The 18,713-nt window shown below is 70.8% G+C and carries 24 protein-coding genes; 23 read left to right on the top strand and 1 reads right to left on the bottom strand.

Translation table 11 applies throughout. The features are described 5' to 3' along the window. Nucleotides 1–58 precede the first annotated feature (58 nt). The 17 genes from IAG44_RS11045 to IAG44_RS10965 all read left to right on the top strand — a co-directional run bounded on the left by IAG44_RS11045 (nt 59) and on the right by IAG44_RS10965 (nt 13,143). A complete protein-coding gene (locus IAG44_RS11045) occupies nt 59–655 on the top strand; it encodes a hypothetical protein (protein WP_187746964.1) in 597 nt (198 codons plus the stop codon). Nucleotides 656–906: 251 nt separating this feature from the next. Continuing rightward, nucleotides 907–1,329: a 30S ribosomal protein S16 gene (gene rpsP, locus IAG44_RS11040; protein WP_187746963.1), complete on the top strand. Its 423-nt coding sequence runs from the start codon at nt 907–909 to the stop codon at nt 1,327–1,329. A 5-nt stretch (nt 1,330–1,334) separates the two neighbouring features. Beyond that, complete coding sequence (locus IAG44_RS11035) at nt 1,335–1,574, top strand: RNA-binding protein (protein WP_003973401.1); 240 nt, start codon at nt 1,335–1,337, stop codon at nt 1,572–1,574. 120 nt (nt 1,575–1,694) lie between these two features. After that, entirely contained in the window at nt 1,695–2,243 is a 549-nt protein-coding gene (gene rimM, locus IAG44_RS11030) for a ribosome maturation factor RimM (RefSeq protein ID WP_187746962.1), read from the top strand. Next, nucleotides 2,243–3,076 carry a tRNA (guanosine(37)-N1)-methyltransferase TrmD gene (gene trmD, locus IAG44_RS11025; RefSeq protein WP_187746961.1) on the top strand — a complete coding sequence of 278 codons (834 nt, stop codon included), beginning with the start codon at nt 2,243–2,245 and terminating at the stop codon, nt 3,074–3,076. The genes rimM and trmD overlap by 1 nt, the downstream gene beginning before the upstream one ends. Before the next feature lie 137 nt (nt 3,077–3,213). Beyond that, the gene (gene rplS / locus IAG44_RS11020) at nt 3,214–3,564 is read left to right on the top strand and encodes a 50S ribosomal protein L19 (RefSeq protein ID WP_013000407.1); all 351 of its coding nucleotides are present in this window, start codon (nt 3,214–3,216) and stop codon (nt 3,562–3,564) included. A 45-nt stretch (nt 3,565–3,609) separates the two neighbouring features. Then, a complete protein-coding gene (lepB, locus tag IAG44_RS11015) occupies nt 3,610–4,287 on the top strand; it encodes a signal peptidase I (RefSeq protein WP_187746960.1) in 678 nt (225 codons plus the stop codon). After that, the gene (gene lepB, locus IAG44_RS11010; protein WP_187746959.1) at nt 4,280–5,380 is read left to right on the top strand and encodes a signal peptidase I; all 1,101 of its coding nucleotides are present in this window, start codon (nt 4,280–4,282) and stop codon (nt 5,378–5,380) included. The genes lepB (IAG44_RS11015) and lepB (IAG44_RS11010) overlap by 8 nt, the downstream gene beginning before the upstream one ends. After that, complete coding sequence (gene lepB / locus IAG44_RS11005) at nt 5,268–6,260, top strand: signal peptidase I (protein ID WP_187746958.1); 993 nt, start codon at nt 5,268–5,270, stop codon at nt 6,258–6,260. Before lepB (IAG44_RS11010) ends, lepB (IAG44_RS11005) begins: the two co-directional genes overlap by 113 nt. A 145-nt stretch (nt 6,261–6,405) precedes the next feature. After that, on the top strand, nt 6,406–7,170 hold the full coding sequence (gene lepB / locus IAG44_RS11000; RefSeq protein WP_187746957.1) for a signal peptidase I: 765 nt from the start codon (nt 6,406–6,408) through the stop codon (nt 7,168–7,170). Then, complete coding sequence (locus IAG44_RS10995) at nt 7,160–7,696, top strand: NUDIX hydrolase (protein WP_246561638.1); 537 nt, start codon at nt 7,160–7,162, stop codon at nt 7,694–7,696. The genes lepB (IAG44_RS11000) and IAG44_RS10995 overlap by 11 nt, the downstream gene beginning before the upstream one ends. A 56-nt stretch (nt 7,697–7,752) precedes the next feature. Beyond that, nucleotides 7,753–8,061 (top strand): DUF2469 domain-containing protein, encoded by a 309-nt coding sequence (locus IAG44_RS10990; protein WP_005311352.1) that lies wholly within the window; start codon nt 7,753–7,755, stop codon nt 8,059–8,061. Nucleotides 8,062–8,157: 96 nt separating this feature from the next. After that, nucleotides 8,158–8,559, top strand: a complete 402-nt coding sequence (locus IAG44_RS10985; protein WP_187746956.1) for a YraN family protein — start codon at nt 8,158–8,160, stop codon at nt 8,557–8,559. A 1-nt stretch (nt 8,560) separates the two neighbouring features. Next, the gene (locus IAG44_RS10980; protein ID WP_187746955.1) at nt 8,561–10,186 is read left to right on the top strand and encodes a YifB family Mg chelatase-like AAA ATPase; all 1,626 of its coding nucleotides are present in this window, start codon (nt 8,561–8,563) and stop codon (nt 10,184–10,186) included. Between the two features lie 28 nt (nt 10,187–10,214). After that, nucleotides 10,215–11,408, top strand: coding sequence for a DNA-processing protein DprA (dprA, locus tag IAG44_RS10975; protein WP_187746954.1), 1,194 nt, complete (start codon nt 10,215–10,217; stop codon nt 11,406–11,408). Nucleotides 11,409–11,661: 253 nt separating this feature from the next. Beyond that, complete coding sequence (whiG, locus tag IAG44_RS10970; RefSeq protein WP_187746953.1) at nt 11,662–12,504, top strand: RNA polymerase sigma factor WhiG; 843 nt, start codon at nt 11,662–11,664, stop codon at nt 12,502–12,504. 63 nt (nt 12,505–12,567) lie between these two features. Then, nucleotides 12,568–13,143 carry a TetR/AcrR family transcriptional regulator gene (locus tag IAG44_RS10965; RefSeq protein WP_187752615.1) on the top strand — a complete coding sequence of 192 codons (576 nt, stop codon included), beginning with the start codon at nt 12,568–12,570 and terminating at the stop codon, nt 13,141–13,143. Here IAG44_RS10965 and IAG44_RS10960 read toward each other — a convergent pair. After that, the gene (locus IAG44_RS10960) at nt 13,119–13,592 is read right to left on the bottom strand and encodes a M23 family metallopeptidase (protein WP_187746952.1); all 474 of its coding nucleotides are present in this window, start codon (nt 13,590–13,592) and stop codon (nt 13,119–13,121) included. The two genes, IAG44_RS10965 and IAG44_RS10960, sit on opposite strands and share 25 nt — an antisense overlap. A gap of 271 nt (nt 13,593–13,863) precedes the next feature. On the opposite strand from IAG44_RS10960, the gene rpsB reads away from it, so the two are divergent. The 6 genes from rpsB to IAG44_RS10930 all read left to right on the top strand — a co-directional run bounded on the left by rpsB (nt 13,864) and on the right by IAG44_RS10930 (nt 18,704). Continuing rightward, nucleotides 13,864–14,763, top strand: a complete 900-nt coding sequence (rpsB, locus tag IAG44_RS10955) for a 30S ribosomal protein S2 (protein WP_187746951.1) — start codon at nt 13,864–13,866, stop codon at nt 14,761–14,763. Nucleotides 14,764–14,905: 142 nt separating this feature from the next. Beyond that, nucleotides 14,906–15,742 (top strand): translation elongation factor Ts, encoded by an 837-nt coding sequence (tsf, locus tag IAG44_RS10950; RefSeq protein WP_187746950.1) that lies wholly within the window; start codon nt 14,906–14,908, stop codon nt 15,740–15,742. 161 nt (nt 15,743–15,903) lie between these two features. After that, nucleotides 15,904–16,659, top strand: a complete 756-nt coding sequence (gene pyrH, locus IAG44_RS10945) for a UMP kinase (RefSeq protein WP_187746949.1) — start codon at nt 15,904–15,906, stop codon at nt 16,657–16,659. Between the two features lie 121 nt (nt 16,660–16,780). Further along, entirely contained in the window at nt 16,781–17,338 is a 558-nt protein-coding gene (gene frr, locus IAG44_RS10940) for a ribosome recycling factor (protein ID WP_187746948.1), read from the top strand. Beyond that, on the top strand, nt 17,338–18,453 hold the full coding sequence (locus IAG44_RS10935) for a phosphatidate cytidylyltransferase (RefSeq protein ID WP_187746947.1): 1,116 nt from the start codon (nt 17,338–17,340) through the stop codon (nt 18,451–18,453). Before frr ends, IAG44_RS10935 begins: the two co-directional genes overlap by 1 nt. 62 nt (nt 18,454–18,515) lie before the next feature. Next, the gene (locus IAG44_RS10930) at nt 18,516–18,704 is read left to right on the top strand and encodes a hypothetical protein (RefSeq protein WP_187746946.1); all 189 of its coding nucleotides are present in this window, start codon (nt 18,516–18,518) and stop codon (nt 18,702–18,704) included. Nucleotides 18,705–18,713: the final 9 nt, after the last annotated feature.

The raw sequence follows: 18,713 nt of genomic DNA, 5'->3' as shown, positions 1-18,713 counted from the left end.
AATTATTTGGGATGGCCCGGAATGGGAACGCGACGGCACTCCCGCTCGTTGTCATTACGTGAGCACGACACAGACACCACCTGTTCTCGCCGCAGAGCTGGCGCAGGCGTGGGCCGACATCCAGCGGTACCACCCCGAGCTGCCGGACCTTGCCGCGCCAGAGTCCCTGATCGGGGAGTCGTCGTCCGCGTGCGGTCACGAACTCTCCTTCGAGCGACTGCTTCACGAGGCAGTCCATGGCATCGCCGCCGCGCGCGGCGTGCGTGACACGTCCCGCGCGGGCCGCTACCACAACCGCAGATTCCTCGCCGTCGCCGAGGAGCTGGGCCTCGACCACCCCGAGGAGCCGCACCCGAGCAGCGGCTTCTCGCTGGTGACGCTCAGCCCCGAGGCGAAGCGCCGCTACCGGCCGACGATCGAGCGCCTTCAGCGGGCGCTGAAGGCCCACACCGCGGCGACGACCGCGGAGACGACGCGCGCCTTCCGCGGGCCCGCGGCCCGGCACGGCTCCTCCGGGGGCGGGGTCCGGGTGAAGGCCGTCTGCGACTGCGGGCGCAACGTGCGGGTCGTGCCCTCGGTCCTCGCGCAGGCGCCGATCGTCTGCGGGGGGTGCGGAAAGCCGTTCCGGATCCCCGAGATCGTGGGGGCCGCGTAGGGGCCGCCCGGTCACCGGCAACTCGTGGCTGCCGGTCCGGACGCGGGGATGCCATGCGCGCGGGGTGCGCATGGCATCCACCCGCGGCTGAAGCCCCTCCCGCCCTGTGGCACAATGGCTAGCTGTACTCGACAGTCGCACAGGACCCCTCTCTCCTCCGGCTGACGCGTCCATCGGGCACTCGGGTACCGCAACCCCACGCGGCTCGCTCGCCGTGCCCAACCACGTCAAAAACAGGAGAGTCCACTCCCGTGGCAGTCAAGATCAAGCTGAAGCGTCTGGGCAAGATCCGTTCGCCTCACTACCGCATCGTCGTCGCCGACTCCCGCACCCGCCGTGACGGCCGTGCGATCGAGGAGATCGGCAAGTACCACCCGACCTACCACCCGTCGGTCATCGAGGTGGACGCGGACCGCGTCGCGTACTGGCTGGGTGTCGGCGCGCAGCCGACCGAGCCCGTCCTCGCGATCCTGAAGAAGACCGGCGACTGGCAGAAGTTCAAGGGCGAGCCCGCCCCGGCTCCGCTGCTCGTCGCCGAGCCGAAGAAGGCGCGTCCCTCGTTCGAGGCCCTGGGCGGCGACGACGAGGGCAAGGGTGAGGCGATCACCCAGAAGAAGAAGGCTGAGAAGAAGGACGAGGCCGCGGCCGAGTCCTCCGAGTCGACCGAGGCCTGAGCAGCATGCTCGAAGAGGCGCTTGAGCACCTCGTGAAGGGCATCGTCGACAACCCTGACGATGTGCAGGTCGCCTCGCGCAACCTGCGCCGCGGGCGCGTGCTGGAGGTCCGGGTCCACCCCGACGACCTCGGCAAGGTGATCGGCCGCAACGGCCGTACCGCGCGCGCTCTGCGCACCGTCGTGGGCGCCATCGGCGGGCGGGGAGTCCGCGTCGACCTGGTCGACGTCGACCACGTTCGCTGACGTATCGCACGCAGCACCGGCTCGGGCCGGGGAGGGCCTTTTCGGGGGCTGTCCCCGGCCCGCAGTCGTATGGGCCCCTTGTTTTCGACGTTTCCGGTTTTCGACAGGAGATCAAGCACAGTGCAGTTGGTAGTCGCTCGCGTCGGCCGTGCCCACGGCATCAAGGGCGAGGTCACCGTGGAGGTCCGCACCGACGAGCCGGAACTGCGGCTCGCGCCGGGCGCCGTCCTCACGACCGATCCGGCGTCCGCCGGTCCCCTCACCATCGCCACCGGCCGGGTGCACAGCGGCCGTCTCCTCCTGCGCTTCGAGGGCGTCACCGAACGCAACGGCGCCGAGGCCCTGCGCAACACCCTGCTGATCGCGGACGTGGACCCCGAGGAGCTGCCCGAGGAGGAGGACGAGTACTACGACCACCAGCTCATGGACCTGGACGTGGTGACCGCCGACGGCACCGAGGTCGGCCGGATCACCGAGATCTCCCACCTGCCCTCCCAGGACCTCTTCATCGTCGAACGCCCCGACGGCAGCGAGGTGATGATCCCGTTCGTCTCCGAGATCGTCACGGAGATCGACCTGGAGGAACAGCGGGCGATCATCGACCCGCCGCCCGGCCTGATCGACGACCGTGCCGAGATCGCCTCCTCCCGGGAAGAGGGCGACGCCTGATGCGGCTCGACGTCGTCACGATCTTCCCCGAGTACCTCGACCCCCTGAACGTCTCCCTCGTCGGCAAGGCACGCGCGCGCGGGCAGCTCGGCGTGCACGTCCACGACCTGCGGGAGTGGACCTACGACCGGCACAACACCGTCGACGACACCCCCTACGGCGGCGGCCCCGGCATGGTCATGAAGACCGACCCCTGGGGAGACGCCCTCGACACCGTCCTGGCCGACGGCTACGAGACCGGCGCGCACGGGCCCGCGCTGATCGTCCCCACGCCCAGCGGACGCCCCTTCACCCAGGAACTCGCCGTCGAACTCTCCGAGCGGCCCTGGCTGGTGTTCACGCCGGCCCGCTACGAGGGCATCGACCGCCGGGTGATCGACGAGTACGCGACCCGGATGCCGGTGTACGAGGTGTCCATCGGCGACTACGTCCTCGCCGGCGGCGAGGCGGCCGTCCTCGTGATCACCGAGGCCGTGGCGCGGCTGCTGCCCGGCGTGCTCGGCAACGCCGAGTCGCACCGGGACGACTCCTTCGCGCCCGGCGCGATGGCGAACCTCCTCGAAGGGCCCGTCTACACCAAGCCGCCCGCCTGGCGCGGCCGGGAGATCCCCGAGACGCTGCTCAGCGGCCACCACGGGAAGATCGCCCGCTGGCGGCGCGACGAGGCGCTGAAGCGCACGACCGCCAACCGGCCCGACCTGATCGAGCGGTGCGAGCCGAAGGGCTTCGACAAGAAGGACCGCGAGATGCTGTCGATCCTGGGCTGGGCGCCCGATCCCGAGGGCGCCGCGTACGGCCGATTTTGGCGTCGCGTCGTTGACGTGGAAGAATAGGACGCTGCTGTTGTGCCGTCCGGCGTGCGCCCCTGCCACAGGGGGACACGACGTCCGCCCCGACGGAAACGGCAGACCTTCTGAAGAAACCTAGTTTCCGTCTATGACCTGTGGCATGGGCGAAGAAAGCAGACGACATGTCTCACCTGCTCGACTCCGTCGACTCCGCGTCGCTGCGCAGCGACATCCCGGCCTTCCGCCCGGGTGACACCGTCAACGTCCACGTCCGCGTCATCGAGGGCAACCGCTCCCGTGTGCAGCAGTTCAAGGGCGTGGTGATCCGTCGCCAGGGCGCCGGTGTCCGCGAGACCTTCACGGTCCGCAAGGTCTCCTTCTCGGTCGGCGTCGAGCGTACCTTCCCGGTGCACACCCCGATCGTCGAGAAGATCGAGCTCGTCACCCGCGGTGACGTGCGTCGCGCCAAGCTGTACTACCTCCGTGAGCTGCGCGGCAAGGCCGCGAAGATCAAGGAGAAGCGCGACAACTGATCTCACGGCGGTCGTCACAGCGGGGCCGGATAGCATCTGGCCCCGATGGACACCGAAGTACGATCAACGCAACGCGACCGCTCACCAGGTCCCGCCGACGAGGCGGCCGACCCGGAGGGCCGGTCGCGTTTTGCGTGGCTGCCCGGCGGCCGGATCAGCGCTTCCCTCCTGTTCTGCCTGGTCTTTCTCCTCCTCCTCAACGCGTTCGTGGCCAAGCCCTTCGAGATTCCCAGCGGATCCATGGAGAACGGATTGAGGATCGGGGACCGGGTTCTCGTAAATAGGTTGGCGTACCGTTTCGGTGCGCAGCCCCGGCGCGGTGACGTCGTCGTGTTCGACGGCACCGGGTACTTCGGGAACTCCGACTACGTCAAGCGCGTAGTGGGGGTAGGCGGTGACCGTGTGGTCTGCTGCGACAAGGAGGGGAGGATCCAGGTGAACGGCCGGTCCGTCGACGAGTCGGCGTTCCTCTTCCCCGGCGACAGCGCGTCGTCGGTGCCCTTCGCCGTGGTGGTGCCCGAGGGCACGCTCTTCGTCCTCGGCGACCACCGCAGCCGCTCCAGCGACTCCCGCGACCACCTGGGCTCGCCGGGCGGCGGGATGATCCCCGTCGGCGCGGTCGTGGGGCGCGCCGGGTTCGTCGTCTGGCCGTGGGGCCGGATCGGGCGGGTGCGGGGTGAGGAGGGCGCCTACGCGCGCGTGCCGGAGGGTGCGCATGGGTAACCGCGGCAGACGGCGCGGGGTGCCGGAGAGCGCGGCCGACGAGCTGCTGCCCACCGGGTCGCGGCGGACGTCGGCGGGGCCGTCGTCCACCGGGCGTTCGCGCGCGGAGCGGCGCAAGCTGCAGCGCAAGGTCAAGCGCAAGCGGCGGCGGTCGGCGATGCGGGAGATACCGCTGCTGGTCGGGGTCGCCGTGCTGATCGCGCTGGTCCTCAAGACGTTCCTGGTGCAGGCGTTCGTCATCCCGTCCGGGTCGATGGAGCAGACGATCCAGATCGGGGACCGGGTCCTCGTCGACAAGTTCACGCCGTGGTTCGGGTCCAGGCCGCAGCGCGGGGACGTCGTCGTCTTCAAGGACCCCGGGGGATGGCTGCAGGACGAGCAGTCGGGCGTCAAGAAGAGCGATCCGATCGTCGTCAAACAGGTGAAGGAAGTTCTCACCTTCATCGGGCTGCTGCCCTCCGACAACGAGAAGGACCTCATCAAACGGGTCGTCGGGGTCGGCGGGGACGTCGTCAAGTGCTGCGACGCGAACGGCAAGGTCACCGTCAACGGGGTGCCCCTGGAAGAGGCCGCCTACCTGTATCCCGGCAACGAGCCCTCGCAGACTCCCTTCGAGGTCACGGTGCCGAAGGGGCGGCTGTGGGTGATGGGCGACCACCGGGCCAACTCGGCGGACTCGCGCTCCCACCAGAACACGTCGTACGGGGGCACGGTGTCCGAGGGCGAGGTGGTCGGGCGGGCCATGGTCATCGCCTGGCCGGTCGGTCACTGGACCAGTCTCAAGGAACCGCAAACCTTTGCTTCTGTGGCCAAGTCCGCGTCGCGGAAGGCGGCGGCCTCCCCGCCGTCGCATAGGGTTGCCCCGGACGATCCGAACGGAACCGTCCGACTCCCGAGCCCTGCGGAACTCCCGCTCGTTATGGGAGTGGTGGGCCTGCGCCGCAGATGGGGCGGGCAGCGGCACAGAGTGAGGAGCTGGCGTGGGGGATGTGGCGGTTGGCGCACGGTCCGGTCAGGACGGCGAGGATCACCGCGGACGTTCCGTGGAAGACGCCGTCCCGGGGACGGACGACGCCGTGACCTCCGGGAGTGAGCGACCCCCGGCGGCCGGTCAGGACGGCCCGGGGGACGGACAGCCACCCGAGACGGCGGACGGGTCCGGCGAGGGCTCCGGGGAGGTGCCCAGGGCGAAGAAGCCGCGCTCCTTCTGGAAGGAGCTGCCGATCCTCATCGGCATCGCGCTCGTGCTCGCCCTGCTGATCAAGACGTTCCTCGTGCAGGCGTTCTCGATCCCGTCCGACTCGATGCAGAACACGCTCCAGCAGGGGGACCGGGTCCTCGTCGACAAGCTCACACCGTGGTTCGGGTCCGAGCCCGAGCGCGGCGAGGTCGTCGTCTTCCACGACCCCGACAACTGGCTCGCCGGCGAGCCGACCGCCGACCCGAACGCGATCCAGACGTTCCTCAGCTGGATCGGGCTCATGCCGTCCGCGCAGGAGAAGGACCTCATCAAGCGGGTCATCGGCGTCGGGGGCGACACGATCGAGTGCAAGGGGACCGGGCCGCTCAAGGTCAACGGCAAGGCCCTCAACGAGCCGTACGTCTACCCCGGGAACACGCCCTGCTCTATGGACGACCAGGGCGGCCAGTTCTCGGTGAAGGTCCCCAAGGGCATGATCTGGGTCATGGGCGACCACCGCCAGAACTCCCGTGACTCCCGCTACAACCAGTCCGACCGCAACCACGGCATGGTGCCGGTCGACGAGGTCGTCGGGCGGGCCATCGTCAAGGCGTGGCCCATCAACCGCTGGGGGACGCTGCCGGTCCCGGACACGTTCGACCAGAGCGGCCTCGGCAACCAGTCCTCGGCGTCCCTGAACGCCGCGCCGCCCGCCCTCGCGCTGGCCGGGATGGTGCCGGTCGTGCTGTGGCGCCGGAAGCGGCGTGTGGGGGCGGACGCCGAGCGCGGCTGATCCCGAGGCCGGTTTTTGGGGCTGGCTTTTGGGCCCGCCGGACGCACGTGGTGCGGTCCGGCGGGCCCTGCCGTTGTCCGGGGCGCCTTGTTCGGGGCGGGGAAGGGCTGACCTGGGGTGGTACCGGCGGGTAGGGTGCCGGGTCATGGGCGGTGAGAGTGTGACGCGCACGGCTTCGCGCGGTGGGCAGGGTTCGGCGGGCGGGCGGCTCGGGCACAGGTTGTCCGGGGTGGCCGTCGCGCTGGGGATCGTGATGTTCCTGGGCGGGTTCGCGTGGGCCGCGCTGGTCTACCGGCCGTACACCGTGCCCACGAACTCCATGGCGCCCACGATCCAGGCCGGTGACCGGGTGCTCGCCGAGCGGGTCGGCGGGGAAGAGGTGCGGCGCGGGGACGTCGTCGTCTTCACCGACAAGAACTGGGTCGAGAACGCGGCCGTCGTCAAGCGCGTCGTCGCGGTCGGCGGGGACACCGTCGCGTGCTGCACCGACGGCAAGCTGACCGTCAACGGCAAGCAGATCACCGAGCCGTACCTGGCCGACGGGATCGCGGAGATCACCGGGTTCCCGACGATCACCGTGCCCGAGGGGCGGCTGTTCCTCCTCGGCGACGAACGCCAGGGCTCCCTGGACTCCACCGCGCACCTCACGGACGCCGCGCAGGGCACCGTCGCCCGCAGCGCCGTCAAGGCACGCGTCGACGCCGTCGTCTGGCCCATGGACGGCATGCTGAAGAAACCGACCGGGTTCGAGGCGCTGGGCGCGCTGTCGGAGCCGGGGCCGCTGCGGCTGATCGGGTGGCTGATCGTCGCCGGCGGGGTGCTGGTGCTCGCGGGCGGGGCGTACGGGCCCGTCGCCGGGTTCTTCGAACGGCGGCGGGGGACGGCTCGGGCGGCGGCCGGTGCTGCCTGAGGACGCCGGGGTGCGGGCTGGTGCCGTGGATGGCGAGGCGGGCGGCGGGCTGCGCAAGGTCGCTCGTGTCGTGCTGCTCGATCCCGAGGACCGGATCCTGCTGCTGCACGGGCACGAGCCGGACGATCCCGGTGACGACTGGTGGTTCACGCCGGGCGGCGGGGTCGAGGAGGGGGAGACGCGTGAGGAGGCCGCGCTGCGGGAACTCGTCGAGGAGACCGGGATCACCGACGTGCGGCTCGGGCCCGTGCTGTGGCGGCGGGTCTGCTCCTTCCCGTTCGCGGGGCGCCGCTGGGACCAGGACGAGTGGTACTACCTCGCGCGCACGACGACCACCACGACCCGCGCCACGGCCCTCACGGAGCTGGAGCGGCGCAGTGTCGCCGGTGCGCGTTGGTGGACCTGTCAGGAACTGGGCCGGGCGCATGAGACGGTGTATCCGACCAGACTCGCCGAGCTGCTGCGCCGGCTGCTCGACGAAGGGCCCCCGGCCGGGCCCGTGACCCTTGACACGGAAATCGTCTAGGGGCGCGCGGGACTGGCGCACAATGGTGGGACCGCACGGCTGAAGGGGAACATGCCATGAGCGCCGAGGACCTCGAAAAGTACGAGACCGAGATGGAGCTGAAGCTCTATCGGGAGTACCGCGATGTCGTCGGTCTGTTCAAGTACGTGATCGAGACCGAGCGGCGGTTCTATCTCACCAACGACTACGAGATGCAGGTGCACTCGGTCCAGGGTGAGGTGTTCTTCGAGGTGTCGATGGCGGACGCCTGGGTGTGGGACATGTACCGACCGGCTCGGTTCGTCAAGCAGGTGCGGGTGTTGACGTTCAAGGACGTGAACATCGAGGAGTTGAACAAGAGTGATCTGGAGCTGCCGGGGAGCTGAGTGGGGCCCGGTTCGGCAGGGGCCACCCTTTCGAGTGACGGGGTTTTCCACAGGCGGGCGCTTGTCCACCAAGATCCTTTCGGGGCCGCCCGGTGCGTGATCGTCGGTGCCGGAGGTGGTGCCGACATGAACGCGGATCTGGCACGCAAGGCAATCGGCGAGTACGGCGAGGAGCTGGCCGCACGGCGGCTGGCCGACGCCGGGATGACGGTCCTGGAGCGCAACTGGCGCTGCGGCAGGACCGGTGAGATCGACATCGTGGCGCGGGACGGGGACGTCCTGGTCGTCTGCGAGGTGAAGACACGGCGGGACGGGCCCTTCCAGCACCCCCTCGCCGGAGTGACCCCCCAGAAGGCGGACCGGCTGCGCGGGCTCGCCGAACACTGGCTCCACACCCATGGCGGGGCGCCGCCCGGCGGCGTCCGCATCGACGTCGTCGCCGTGCTCCTGCCCCGGCGCGGGGCCGCCGTCGTCGAGCATGTGCGGGGGGTGGCCTGAGATGGGGTTCGCGCGCACGTGTTCCGTGGCCCTCGTCGGCGTCGAGGGCGTCGTCGTCGAGGTCCAGGCGGATCTGGAGCCGGGGGTGGCGGCGTTCACGCTGGTGGGGTTGCCGGACAAGAGCTTGACGGAGAGCCGGGACCGGGTACGGGCAGCGGTCGTCAACTCGGGCGGCGAGTGGCCGCAGAAGAAGCTCACGGTCGGGCTCAGCCCGGCGTCGGTGCCCAAGGCGGGCTCCGGATTCGACCTCGCCGTCGCCTGCGCGGTGCTCGGCGCGGCGGAGCGGATCGACCCGAGGGTGCTGGCCGACATCGTGATGATCGGCGAGCTGGGCCTCGACGGACGGGTGCGTCCCGTGCGGGGCATCCTGCCGGCCGTGCTGGCCGCCGCGGAGTCGGGATACCAGCAGGTCGTCGTCCCGGAGTGCGCGGCGGCCGAGGCGTCTCTCGTCCCGGGGGTGTCGGTGCTCGGGGTGCGCAGTCTGCGGCAGCTGATCGCCGTCCTGGCGGACGAACCGGTGCCGGAGGAGGAACCGGACGAGGCCGGCAGGCCGGACCCGCTGCTCGCGGGGCTGCGGGTGCCCGGCACGGGCTCGGCCACCGGCATGCACAGCATGGGCGCCGCCCAGCAGGACCAGGGGCACGACCTCGCCGACGTCGTGGGGCAGCTCTCGGCCCGGACGGCGGTGGAGGTCTCGGCGGCCGGCGGACACCACCTGTTCCTGGAGGGCCCGCCGGGCGCCGGCAAGACCATGCTCGCGGAACGCCTCCCGGCGGTCCTGCCCCCGCTCGGGCGAGAGGAGTCCCTGGAGGTCACGGCCGTGCACTCGGTGGCCGGGCTGCTGCCGCCGGGCAAGCCGCTCGTCGACGTGGCCCCGTACTGCGCCCCGCACCACTCGGCCACGATGCAGGCGCTGGTCGGAGGCGGGCCCGGTATCGCGCGGCCCGGCGCGGTGTCGTTGGCTCATCGCGGCGTTCTCTTTCTGGACGAGGCGCCGGAGTTCAACAGCACCGCCCTCGACGCGCTGCGCCAGCCGCTGGAGGCGGGGCACGTGGTGATCGCCCGCAGTGCCGGGGTGGTGCGGTTCCCGGCGCGGTTCCTGATGGTGCTGGCCGCGAACCCGTGCCCCTGCGGGCGGTTCTCCCAGCGGGACACGCTGTGCGAGTGTCCGCCCTCGGTGATCCGCCGCTACCAGGCCCGCCTCTCCGGGCCCCTGCTCGACCGGGTCGACCTGCGGGTCGAGGTGGACCCGGTCGGCCGCGCCGAGCTGACGCACCGGGGCCCCGGCGGGGAGTCCACGGCGACGGTCGCCGCCCGGGTGCTGGCGGCCAGGGAACGCGCGGCGGCCCGCCTCGCCGGTACGCCGTGGCGCACCAACAGCGAGATCCCCGGCCGGGAGCTGCGCAGCCGCTGGCACGCGGTGCCCGGGGCGATGGACGAGGCGGAACGCAATCTCGAACGCGGTGTCCTCACCGCCCGGGGCGTCGACCGCGTCCTGCGGGTCGCCTGGACGGTCGCCGACCTCGTCGGCCACGACCGCCCCGACGCGACGGACGTCGCCCTCGCCCTGCAACTGCGGACCGGGGTGCCGCGCGGGGTGCCGATGGCGATCGGGGCGCTGGCCTGAGGCAGGCGGTCGGGCCGCGCACTCTCCGATGCGCGGCCTCTTCCGGAAGGACAGGAAGGAGTGCTGGGTGGTTGAGGTCAGTGCGGAGGAGCGGGTTGCTCGGGTGTTTCTGGGGCGGGTTGTCGAGCCGGGGGACGAGGTCGGGGGGCGGTGGGTTCGGGAGGTGGGGGCTGTGGAGGCGGCTCGGTGGGTTCGGTGGGGTGGGGCGGGGCCGGTGGGGATGAGTGAGCGGCGGTGGGGTGGGATGCGGGGGCGGGCGGAGGAGGCGGATGGGGAGCGGGATCTGGAGGTGGCGTCCGGGGTGGGGGCTCGGTTTGTTTGTCCGGGGGAGGTCGAGTGGCCTGGCGCGTTGGACGAGTTGGGGGACGGGCGGCCGTTGGGGCTGTGGGTGCGGGGGCGGGCCAGTCTGCGGATGTGGGCGCTGCGGTCGGTCGCCGTGGTGGGGGCTCGGGCCTGCACCGAGTACGGGGCGCATGTGGGGGCGTCGCTGGGGGCCGGGCTGGCGGAGCGGGGGTGGGTGGTCGTGTCCGGGGGCGCTTACGGGGTGGACGGGGCCGCGCACCGGGGGGCGTTGGGGGTGGGCGGGGCGACCGTGGCCGTGCTCGCCTGCGGAGTGGACCAGGCGTACCCGCGCGGGCACGCCGAACTGATCGGGCGGATCGCCGAGCAGGGGCTCGTGGTGGGGGAGTTGCCGCCGGGCGCGCATCCGACGCCCAGCCGGTTCGTGCTGCGGAATCGGGTGATCGCCGCGCTGACCCGGGGCACGGTCGTCGTGGAGGCGGCGCTGCGCAGCGGCTCGCTGGTCACCGCACGGGCCGCGCAGCGACTCGGGCGGCACACGATGGGCGTGCCGGGACCGGTGACGAGCGCGCTCTCCGCCGGGGTGCACGAACTCCTGCGGGGCGGCGGGCAGGTGGTGACCGACGCCGCCGACGTCGTGGAACTGGTGGGGGAGATGGGCGAGCTGGCGCCGGAGCGCAGAGGGCCCGAGCTACCCCGGGACCTGCTGGACCCCGGCGCCCGGCGCGTGCTGGACGGACTGCCGGGCAGCCGCGCCGCGAAGGTCGCGGAGATCGCGCGGGCCGCGGCCACCACGAGGGACGACGCCATCGCCCGGCTGTACGAACTGCGGGCACTCGGGTATGTCGAACGACACGGCGAGAGCTGGAAGTTGACACGCCAGGCGGTGATGTCCGTTCGCGGCGGCCGGGGCGGGCCGTGAGGCGCCCGGTTCGGCCGTCCGAGGGAACGCGTAACCCCTTGGGAATTCCGGCAGTTGACGGACGAGACAGATCACACGCGCACCGCGCCGACCCCTGCGGGACGGCCGAGTGAACGTATCTGCGCACCTGCCGGGGCCTGTTCTTCGCGCACCGCGACAGCTTTGTCACGCTACGCTCACGATGATTCCGGCACAGACCGGCCGTAGGCACTCCTACCTCACGTACTCACGGCAGAACGGCACAAGGCGACGAATGCCCCAGCACACCTCCGGGTCCGACCGGGCGGCTGTCCCCCCAGCCGCCCGGAACGGTGGCAGCGTGCGGCCGCCCGCTCCCTCGACGCTCGACGAGCTGTGGCGGTCGTACAAGGAGACGGGGGACGAGCGGCTGCGGGAGCAGCTGATCCTCCACTACTCGCCCCTCGTGAAATACGTGGCGGGCCGGGTGAGCGTGGGGCTGCCGCCCAACGTGGAGCAGGCGGACTTCGTGTCGTCCGGGATCTTCGGGCTGATCGACGCGATCGAGAAGTTCGACATCGACCGGGAGATCAAGTTCGAGACGTACGCGATCACCCGCATCCGGGGGGCGATGATCGACGAACTCCGGGCGCTGGACTGGATCCCGCGGTCGGTGCGGCAGAAGGCGCGCAACGTCGAGCGGGCGTACGCGACGCTGGAGGCGCGGCTGCGGCGGACGCCGAGCGAGCAGGAGGTGGCGGCGGAACTGGGGATCGCCGTCGAGGAACTGCACGCGGTGTTCAGCCAGTTGTCGCTGGCGAACGTCGTCGCGCTCGACGAGCTGCTGCACGTCGGCAGCGAGAACGGGGACGGGCTGTCCTTCATGGACACCCTGGAGGACCACGCCGCCGACAACCCGGTGGAGGTCGCGGAGGACCGGGAGCTGCGCCGGTTCCTCGCACGGGCGATCAACACGCTGCCGGCCCGGGAGAAGACCGTGGTCACGCTCTACTACTACGAGGGACTGACCCTCGCGGAGATCGGGAACGTCCTCGGGGTGACCGAGAGCCGGGTCAGCCAGATCCACACGAAGTCGGTGCTCCAGCTACGGGCGAAGCTGGCCGGGTTCGGGCGGTGAGGGCTCCCGCGTGAAGGTGGGCGTCCGTACAGTGGGGTGGTGCCAAGGATTCGAGCGGCCTCTGTGGCCGAGCACCGGTCGATGCAGCGAGCCGCCCTGCTGGACGCGGCCCGGTCCCTGCTGTCCGAGGGAGGGACGGAGGCGCTGACGTTCCCGGCGCTGGCCGAGCGGACGGGGCTGGCCCGCTCGTCGGTGTACGAGTACTTCCGGTCCCGGGCGGCCGTGGTCGAGGAGCTGTGCGAGGTCGACTTCCCGGTGTGGGCCGCTGAGGTCGAGGTGGCCATGGGGGCGGTCGAGGGGGGTGCGGCGAAGGTCGAGGCGTATGTGCGCACGCAGCTCGACCTGGTGGGGGACCGGCGGCACCGGGCCGTCGTCGCCATCTCCGCGAGCGAGCTGGACGCCGGGGCCCGGGAGAAGATCCGGGCCGCGCACGGGGGGCTCGTCGCGATGATCGTCTCCGCGCTCGGGGAGCTGGGGCACGCCGAGCCGCGGCTCGCGGCGATGCTGGTGCAGGGTGTGGTGGACTCCGCGGTGCGGCGGATCGAGCTGGGCGTCGAGGAGCCCGCGGTGGTCGCCGAGGCCGCGGTCGGGATGGTGCTGCGCGGGGTCTGCGGTCAGGTCGGCGGGACGTCCAGGTAGGGGAGCAGCCTCGGCCGGGTGCCGGGGAGGAGCGTCAGGGGGTTCAGGTAGGTCTCCCCGCGTTTCAGGCCCCAGTGGAGGCAGGGCACGGCGCAGTGGGCGGTGGCCGGTTCCAGCTCGCCGATGACCTCGCCCGCGGTGACCTCGTCGCCCCGGGCGACCCTGGGGCGGACGGGTTCGTAGGTGGTGTGGAGAGGTGGTGTGCCCGAGGTGTGGAGTCGCAGGGTGATGACGCCTCGGCCCGCGACGCGTCCGGCGAAGACGACCTCGGCGGGAGCGGGCGCCCGGACCGGCGCGCCAGGGGCGGCGGCGAGATCCACACCCCGGTGGCCCTTGGCGTACGGGGTCGGGGGCGGGTCGTAGGGGCGCAGGACCGGGGGGTGCGGGGTGATCGGCCAGGTGGCCGAAGGGGGCAGCAGGAGCAGGAGGGCGCATAGGGCTTTGTGCATGGGGGGAGTGTGGGTTCACGGACGCTTCACGCGTTCACGCCTGTGGAGTACTCCGGGGTTGTGGACAGCGGCGTCATCCGGGGGTGTACGCGTCCCGTACACTTTTAGCGGCGATCCGGGTCACCGGGTCGACTTCGCACGCCCCGGTACGGGGCCGGAAACGGTCCGTACTTCGCGTCCCTCGGTCCTTCGCGGCTGGGCGCATCGCGGGCGTCAGGCGTGGAGACCGTCCGGTTTCCACGGCACAACCGAGAAAACTAGGAGTGCGGCCATGGCCGTCGTCACGATGCGGGAGCTGCTGGAGAGCGGCGTCCACTTCGGTCACCAGACCCGTCGCTGGAACCCGAAGATGAAGCGCTTCATCTTCACCGAGCGCAACGGCATCTACATCATCGACCTGCTCCAGTCGCTGTCGTACATCGACCGCGCCTACGAGTTCGTCAAGGAGACCGTCGCCCACGGCGGCACGGTCATGTTCGTCGGCACGAAGAAGCAGGCGCAGGAGGCCATCGCCGAGCAGGCGTCCCGCGTCGGCATGCCCTACGTCAACCAGCGCTGGCTGGGCGGCATGCTCACCAACTTCTCGACCGTCTACAAGCGTCTGCAGCGCCTCAAGGAGCTTGAGCAGATCGACTTCGAGGACGTCGCCGCGTCCGGTCTCACCAAGAAGGAACTCCTCGTGCTGTCGCGCGAGAAGGCCAAGCTGGAGAAGACCCTCGGCGGTATCCGCGAGATGTCCAAGGTTCCCAGCGCCGTCTGGATCGTGGACACCAAGAAGGAGCACATCGCGGTCGGCGAGGCCCGGAAGCTGAACATCCCGGTCGTCGCCATCCTCGACACGAACTGCGACCCCGACGAGGTCGACTACAAGATCCCGGGCAACGACGACGCGATCCGCTCCGTCACCCTGCTCACCCGCGTCATCGCCGACGCCGTCGCCGAGGGCCTGATCTCCCGTTCCGGCGTCAACACCGGCGACAAGGGTGAGAAGGCCGCCGGCGAGCCCCTCGCCGAGTGGGAGCGCGACCTGCTCGAGGGTGAGAAGAAGGCCGACGAGGCTCCGGCCGCCGCTGAGGCCCCCGCTGCCGAGGCCCCCGCCGAGGAGACCCCGGCCGCCGAGGCCGAGGCCCCCGCCGCCGAGGCTCCGGCCGCCGAGGCCGAGCAGGCCTGACCCGCCACCGTCAGCGTTGACGGCGGGGGCGGCGACATCCGAGCCGCCCCCGCCGTTCACCCATAGGTCCACGAACCGCACCCACACGTGGGGATCGTGGACCGGGCAGATCTTCCAGACTTCGAGAAAGACTTAACGACTCATGGCGAACTACACCGCCGCCGACGTCAAGAAGCTCCGCGAGCTCACCGGTGCCGGCATGATGGACTGCAAGAAGGCCCTGGACGAGGCCGACGGCAACGTCGAGAAGGCCGTCGAGGCGCTGCGCATCAAGGGCCAGAAGGGCGTCGCCAAGCGCGAGGGCCGCTCCGCCGAGAACGGCGCCGTCGTCTCGATCATCGCCGACGACAACAGCTCCGGCGTTCTCGTCGAGCTGAAGTGCGAGACCGACTTCGTCGCCAAGGGCGAGAAGTTCCAGGCCGTCGCCCAGCAGATCGCCGAGCACATCGTCGCGACCTCCCCGGCCGACCTCGACGCCCTCCTCGGCTCCGAGATCGAGGCCGGCAAGACCGTCCAGGCGTTCGTCGACGAGGCCAACGCCAACCTCGGCGAGAAGATCGTCCTCGACCGCTTCGCGCAGTACGGCGACGGCTTCGTCTTCGCGTACATGCACCGCACGATGCCCGACCTGCCCCCGCAGATCGGTGTCCTCGTCGAGCTGGACAAGCCGAGCGCCGAGGTCGCCAAGGGCGTCGCCCAGCACATCGCCGCCTTCGCGCCGAAGTACCTCGCCAAGGAGGACGTCCCGGCCGAGGTCGTCGAGACCGAGCGCCGCGTCGCCGAGGAGACCACCCGCGCCGAGGGCAAGCCCGAGGCCGCCCTGCCGAAGATCGTCGAGGGTCGCCTCAACGGCTTCTTCAAGGACGCCACGCTCCTGGGCCAGCCCTACGCCCTGGACAACAAGAAGTCCGTCCAGAAGGTCCTGGACGAGGCCGGTGTCACCCTGAAGCGCTTCACGCGCATCAAGGTCGGCATCTGAGTCCGTACCTCGGCAAGCGCCCGGCCGCTATAAAGTCGGGTGCGCGTCACGGACGACAGCGGATCTGACGAGGAGGCCATTGCCGCGCACGGGTTGCGAACACACCCCACCGGCAGTGGCCTTCTTCGTATGTGCACCACGTGAAAGAGGCGGGAACACCCATGACCACCACACCGAAGAGCGACGACGGCAAAGTACGCGGCCGGTTTCTGCTGAAGCTGTCCGGAGAGGCGTTCGCCGGTGGCGGGGGCCTGGGTGTGGACCCCGACGTGGTGCACAAGATGGCCCGGGAGATCGCCGCCGTCGTCCGCGACGGCGCCCAGATCGCCATCGTCATCGGCGGCGGCAACTTCTTCCGGGGCGCCGAGCTCCAGGTCCGCGGCATGGACCGGGCCCGCTCGGACTACATGGGCATGCTCGGCACCGTCATGAACTGCCTCGCCCTCCAGGACTTCCTGGAGAAGGAGGGCATCGACTCCCGGGTGCAGACCGCCATCACCATGGGCCAGGTCGCCGAGCCGTACATCCCGCTGCGCGCCGTGCGCCACCTGGAGAAGGGCCGCGTCGTCATCTTCGGCGCCGGTATGGGCATGCCCTACTTCTCCACCGACACCACGGCCGCCCAGCGCGCCCTGGAGATCGACGCCGAGGCGCTGCTCATGGGCAAGAACGGTGTGGACGGCGTCTACGACTCCGACCCGAAGACCAACCCGGACGCGGTCAAGTTCGACGCGCTCGGCTACGCCGACGTCATCACCCGCGACCTCAAGGTCGCCGACGCCACCGCGATCACGCTGTGCCGCGACAACAAGCTGCCCATCCTCGTCTTCGAGCTGCTGGCCGAGGGCAATATCGCGCGCGCCGTCAAGGGTGAGAAGATCGGCACTCTGGTGGGTGACCAGGACACCCGGGCCTGACCGGGGGATGGACAATGTCCTGCCGGTCGGGAACCGTGCAGGAAGAAGACGCGACGCAGCCGGCCGCCGCCACCGACAGGGAACCGCAGCCGGGCCTACTCAAGACACGCAGGAGCAAGTGGTGATCGAAGAGACCCTCCTCGAAGCCGAGGAGAAGATGGAGAAGGCCGTCGTGGTCGCCAAGGAGGACTTCGCCGCGATCCGCACCGGCCGTGCGCACCCGGCGATGTTCAACAAGATCGTCGCCGAGTACTACGGTGCGCCGACGCCGATCAACCAGCTGGCCTCGTTCTCCGTGCCGGAGCCGCGCATGGCCGTCGTGACCCCGTTCGACAAGACGGCGCTGCGCAATATCGAGCAGGCGATCCGTGACTCGGACCTCGGGGTCAACCCGAGCAACGACGGCAACATCATCCGCGTGACGTTCCCCGAGCTGACCGAGGAGCGCCGCCGCGACTACATCAAGGTCGCCCGGGGCAAGGCCGAGGACTCCCGGGTCTCCATCCGCTCCGTGCGCCGCAAGGCCAAGGACGCCCTCGACAAGCTGGTCAAGGACAAGGAGAGCGGGGAGGACGAGGTCCGCCGCGCCGAGAAGGAACTCGACGACCTGACCGCGAAGTACGTCGCCCAGGTGGACGAGCTGCTCAAGCACAAAGAAGCGGAGCTGCTCGAAGTCTGATGAACGACTCTTCCTGGGGGGCGCCGCCACAGGCCGGACAGGCCGGGTATTGGGGGGGCGCTCCGGCGGGTCCCGCGTACGATGCGCCGCAGGCGCAGCAGACTCGCCCCATGCCCATCGTGCCCGACGTACCCGCTCATGGCGGAGACCAGGATGACGACTGGAGGGCCACCGCAGCGGGCGGTGGTCCCCTGTTCCGCGACGAGAACCCGTCGGCGCAGCCCCAGGCGGCGGTGCCGCAGAAACCGGAGCCCATGGCCGACGAGCGGCAGCCGACGCCGCAGCCCGCGCCGCAGAAGAAGAGCGCCGGGCGGGATCTGGGCGCGGCCATAGGGGTCGGGGTCGGGCTCGGGGCGGTGATCGTCGCCTCGCTGTTCATCGTCAAGGCCGTGTTCGTCGGGGTGATAGCGGTCGCCGTCGTCGTCGGCCTGTGGGAGCTGACCAGCAGGCTCCAGGAGCGCAAGGAGATCAAGGCGCCCCTCGTGCCGCTCGCCGTCGGCGGCGCCGCGATGGTCGTCGCCGGGTATGTCCGGGGGCCCGAGGGGGCCTGGGTCGCCATGGCGCTCACCGCGCTCGCGGTGCTGGTCTGGCGGATGACGGAGCCTCCCGAGGGGTACCTCAAGGACGTCACGGCGGGCGTCTTCGCCGCGTTCTACGTGCCGTTCCTCGCGACGTTCGTCGCGCTGATGCTCACCGCCGAGGACGGGCACCGGCGCGTGATGGTCTTCCTGGTGCTGACGGTCGTCAGCGACACCGGCGCGTACGCCGTCGGCTGGCGCTTCGGCAAGCGCAAGCTCGCCCCCCGCATCAGCCCCGGCAAGACCCGCGAGGGGCTGCTCGGCGCGGTCGCGTTCGCCATGGTCGCGGGCGCGCTGCTCATGCAGTACGTCATCGCCGACGGCACCTGGTGGCAGGGCCTCCTCCTCGGCCTCGCCGTCGCCGCCAGCGCGACCCTGGGCGACCTCGGCGAGTCGATGATCAAACGCGACCTCGGCATCAAGGACATGGGCACGCTGCTGCCGGGCCACGGCGGCATCATGGACCGGCTGGACTCCCTGCTTCCGACAGCGCCGGTGGTCTGGTCGCTGCTGGTCCTGTTCGTCGGCTCCGGCTGACCGTCCGATGCGCTGAGCCCTCGCCCTTTTGGGGCGGGGGCTCTTTGCGTAGGGTGCCGCGCATGGGGTGGGGGCGACGACGGTACGACCCGGTGCCGTGCGAGTACTGCGGTGAGCCCGTTCCGCAGGACGGACGGCGCTGGTACCGCAGGCGCAAGCGGTACTGCGGCTGGCGGCACCGGGCGAAGGCGTCCGTCATCAAACGGGTGTTCGACGCGATCGACGGCTTCCTCGACGCCATCGGGAGCTGAACGGGCCGG

This window comes from Streptomyces roseirectus (assembly GCF_014489635.1).
GTDB lineage: Bacteria > Actinomycetota > Actinomycetes > Streptomycetales > Streptomycetaceae > Streptomyces > Streptomyces roseirectus.
The sequence above is the reverse complement of the archived record's forward strand: the minus strand, read 5'-3'. Positions and strand labels throughout refer to the sequence as shown.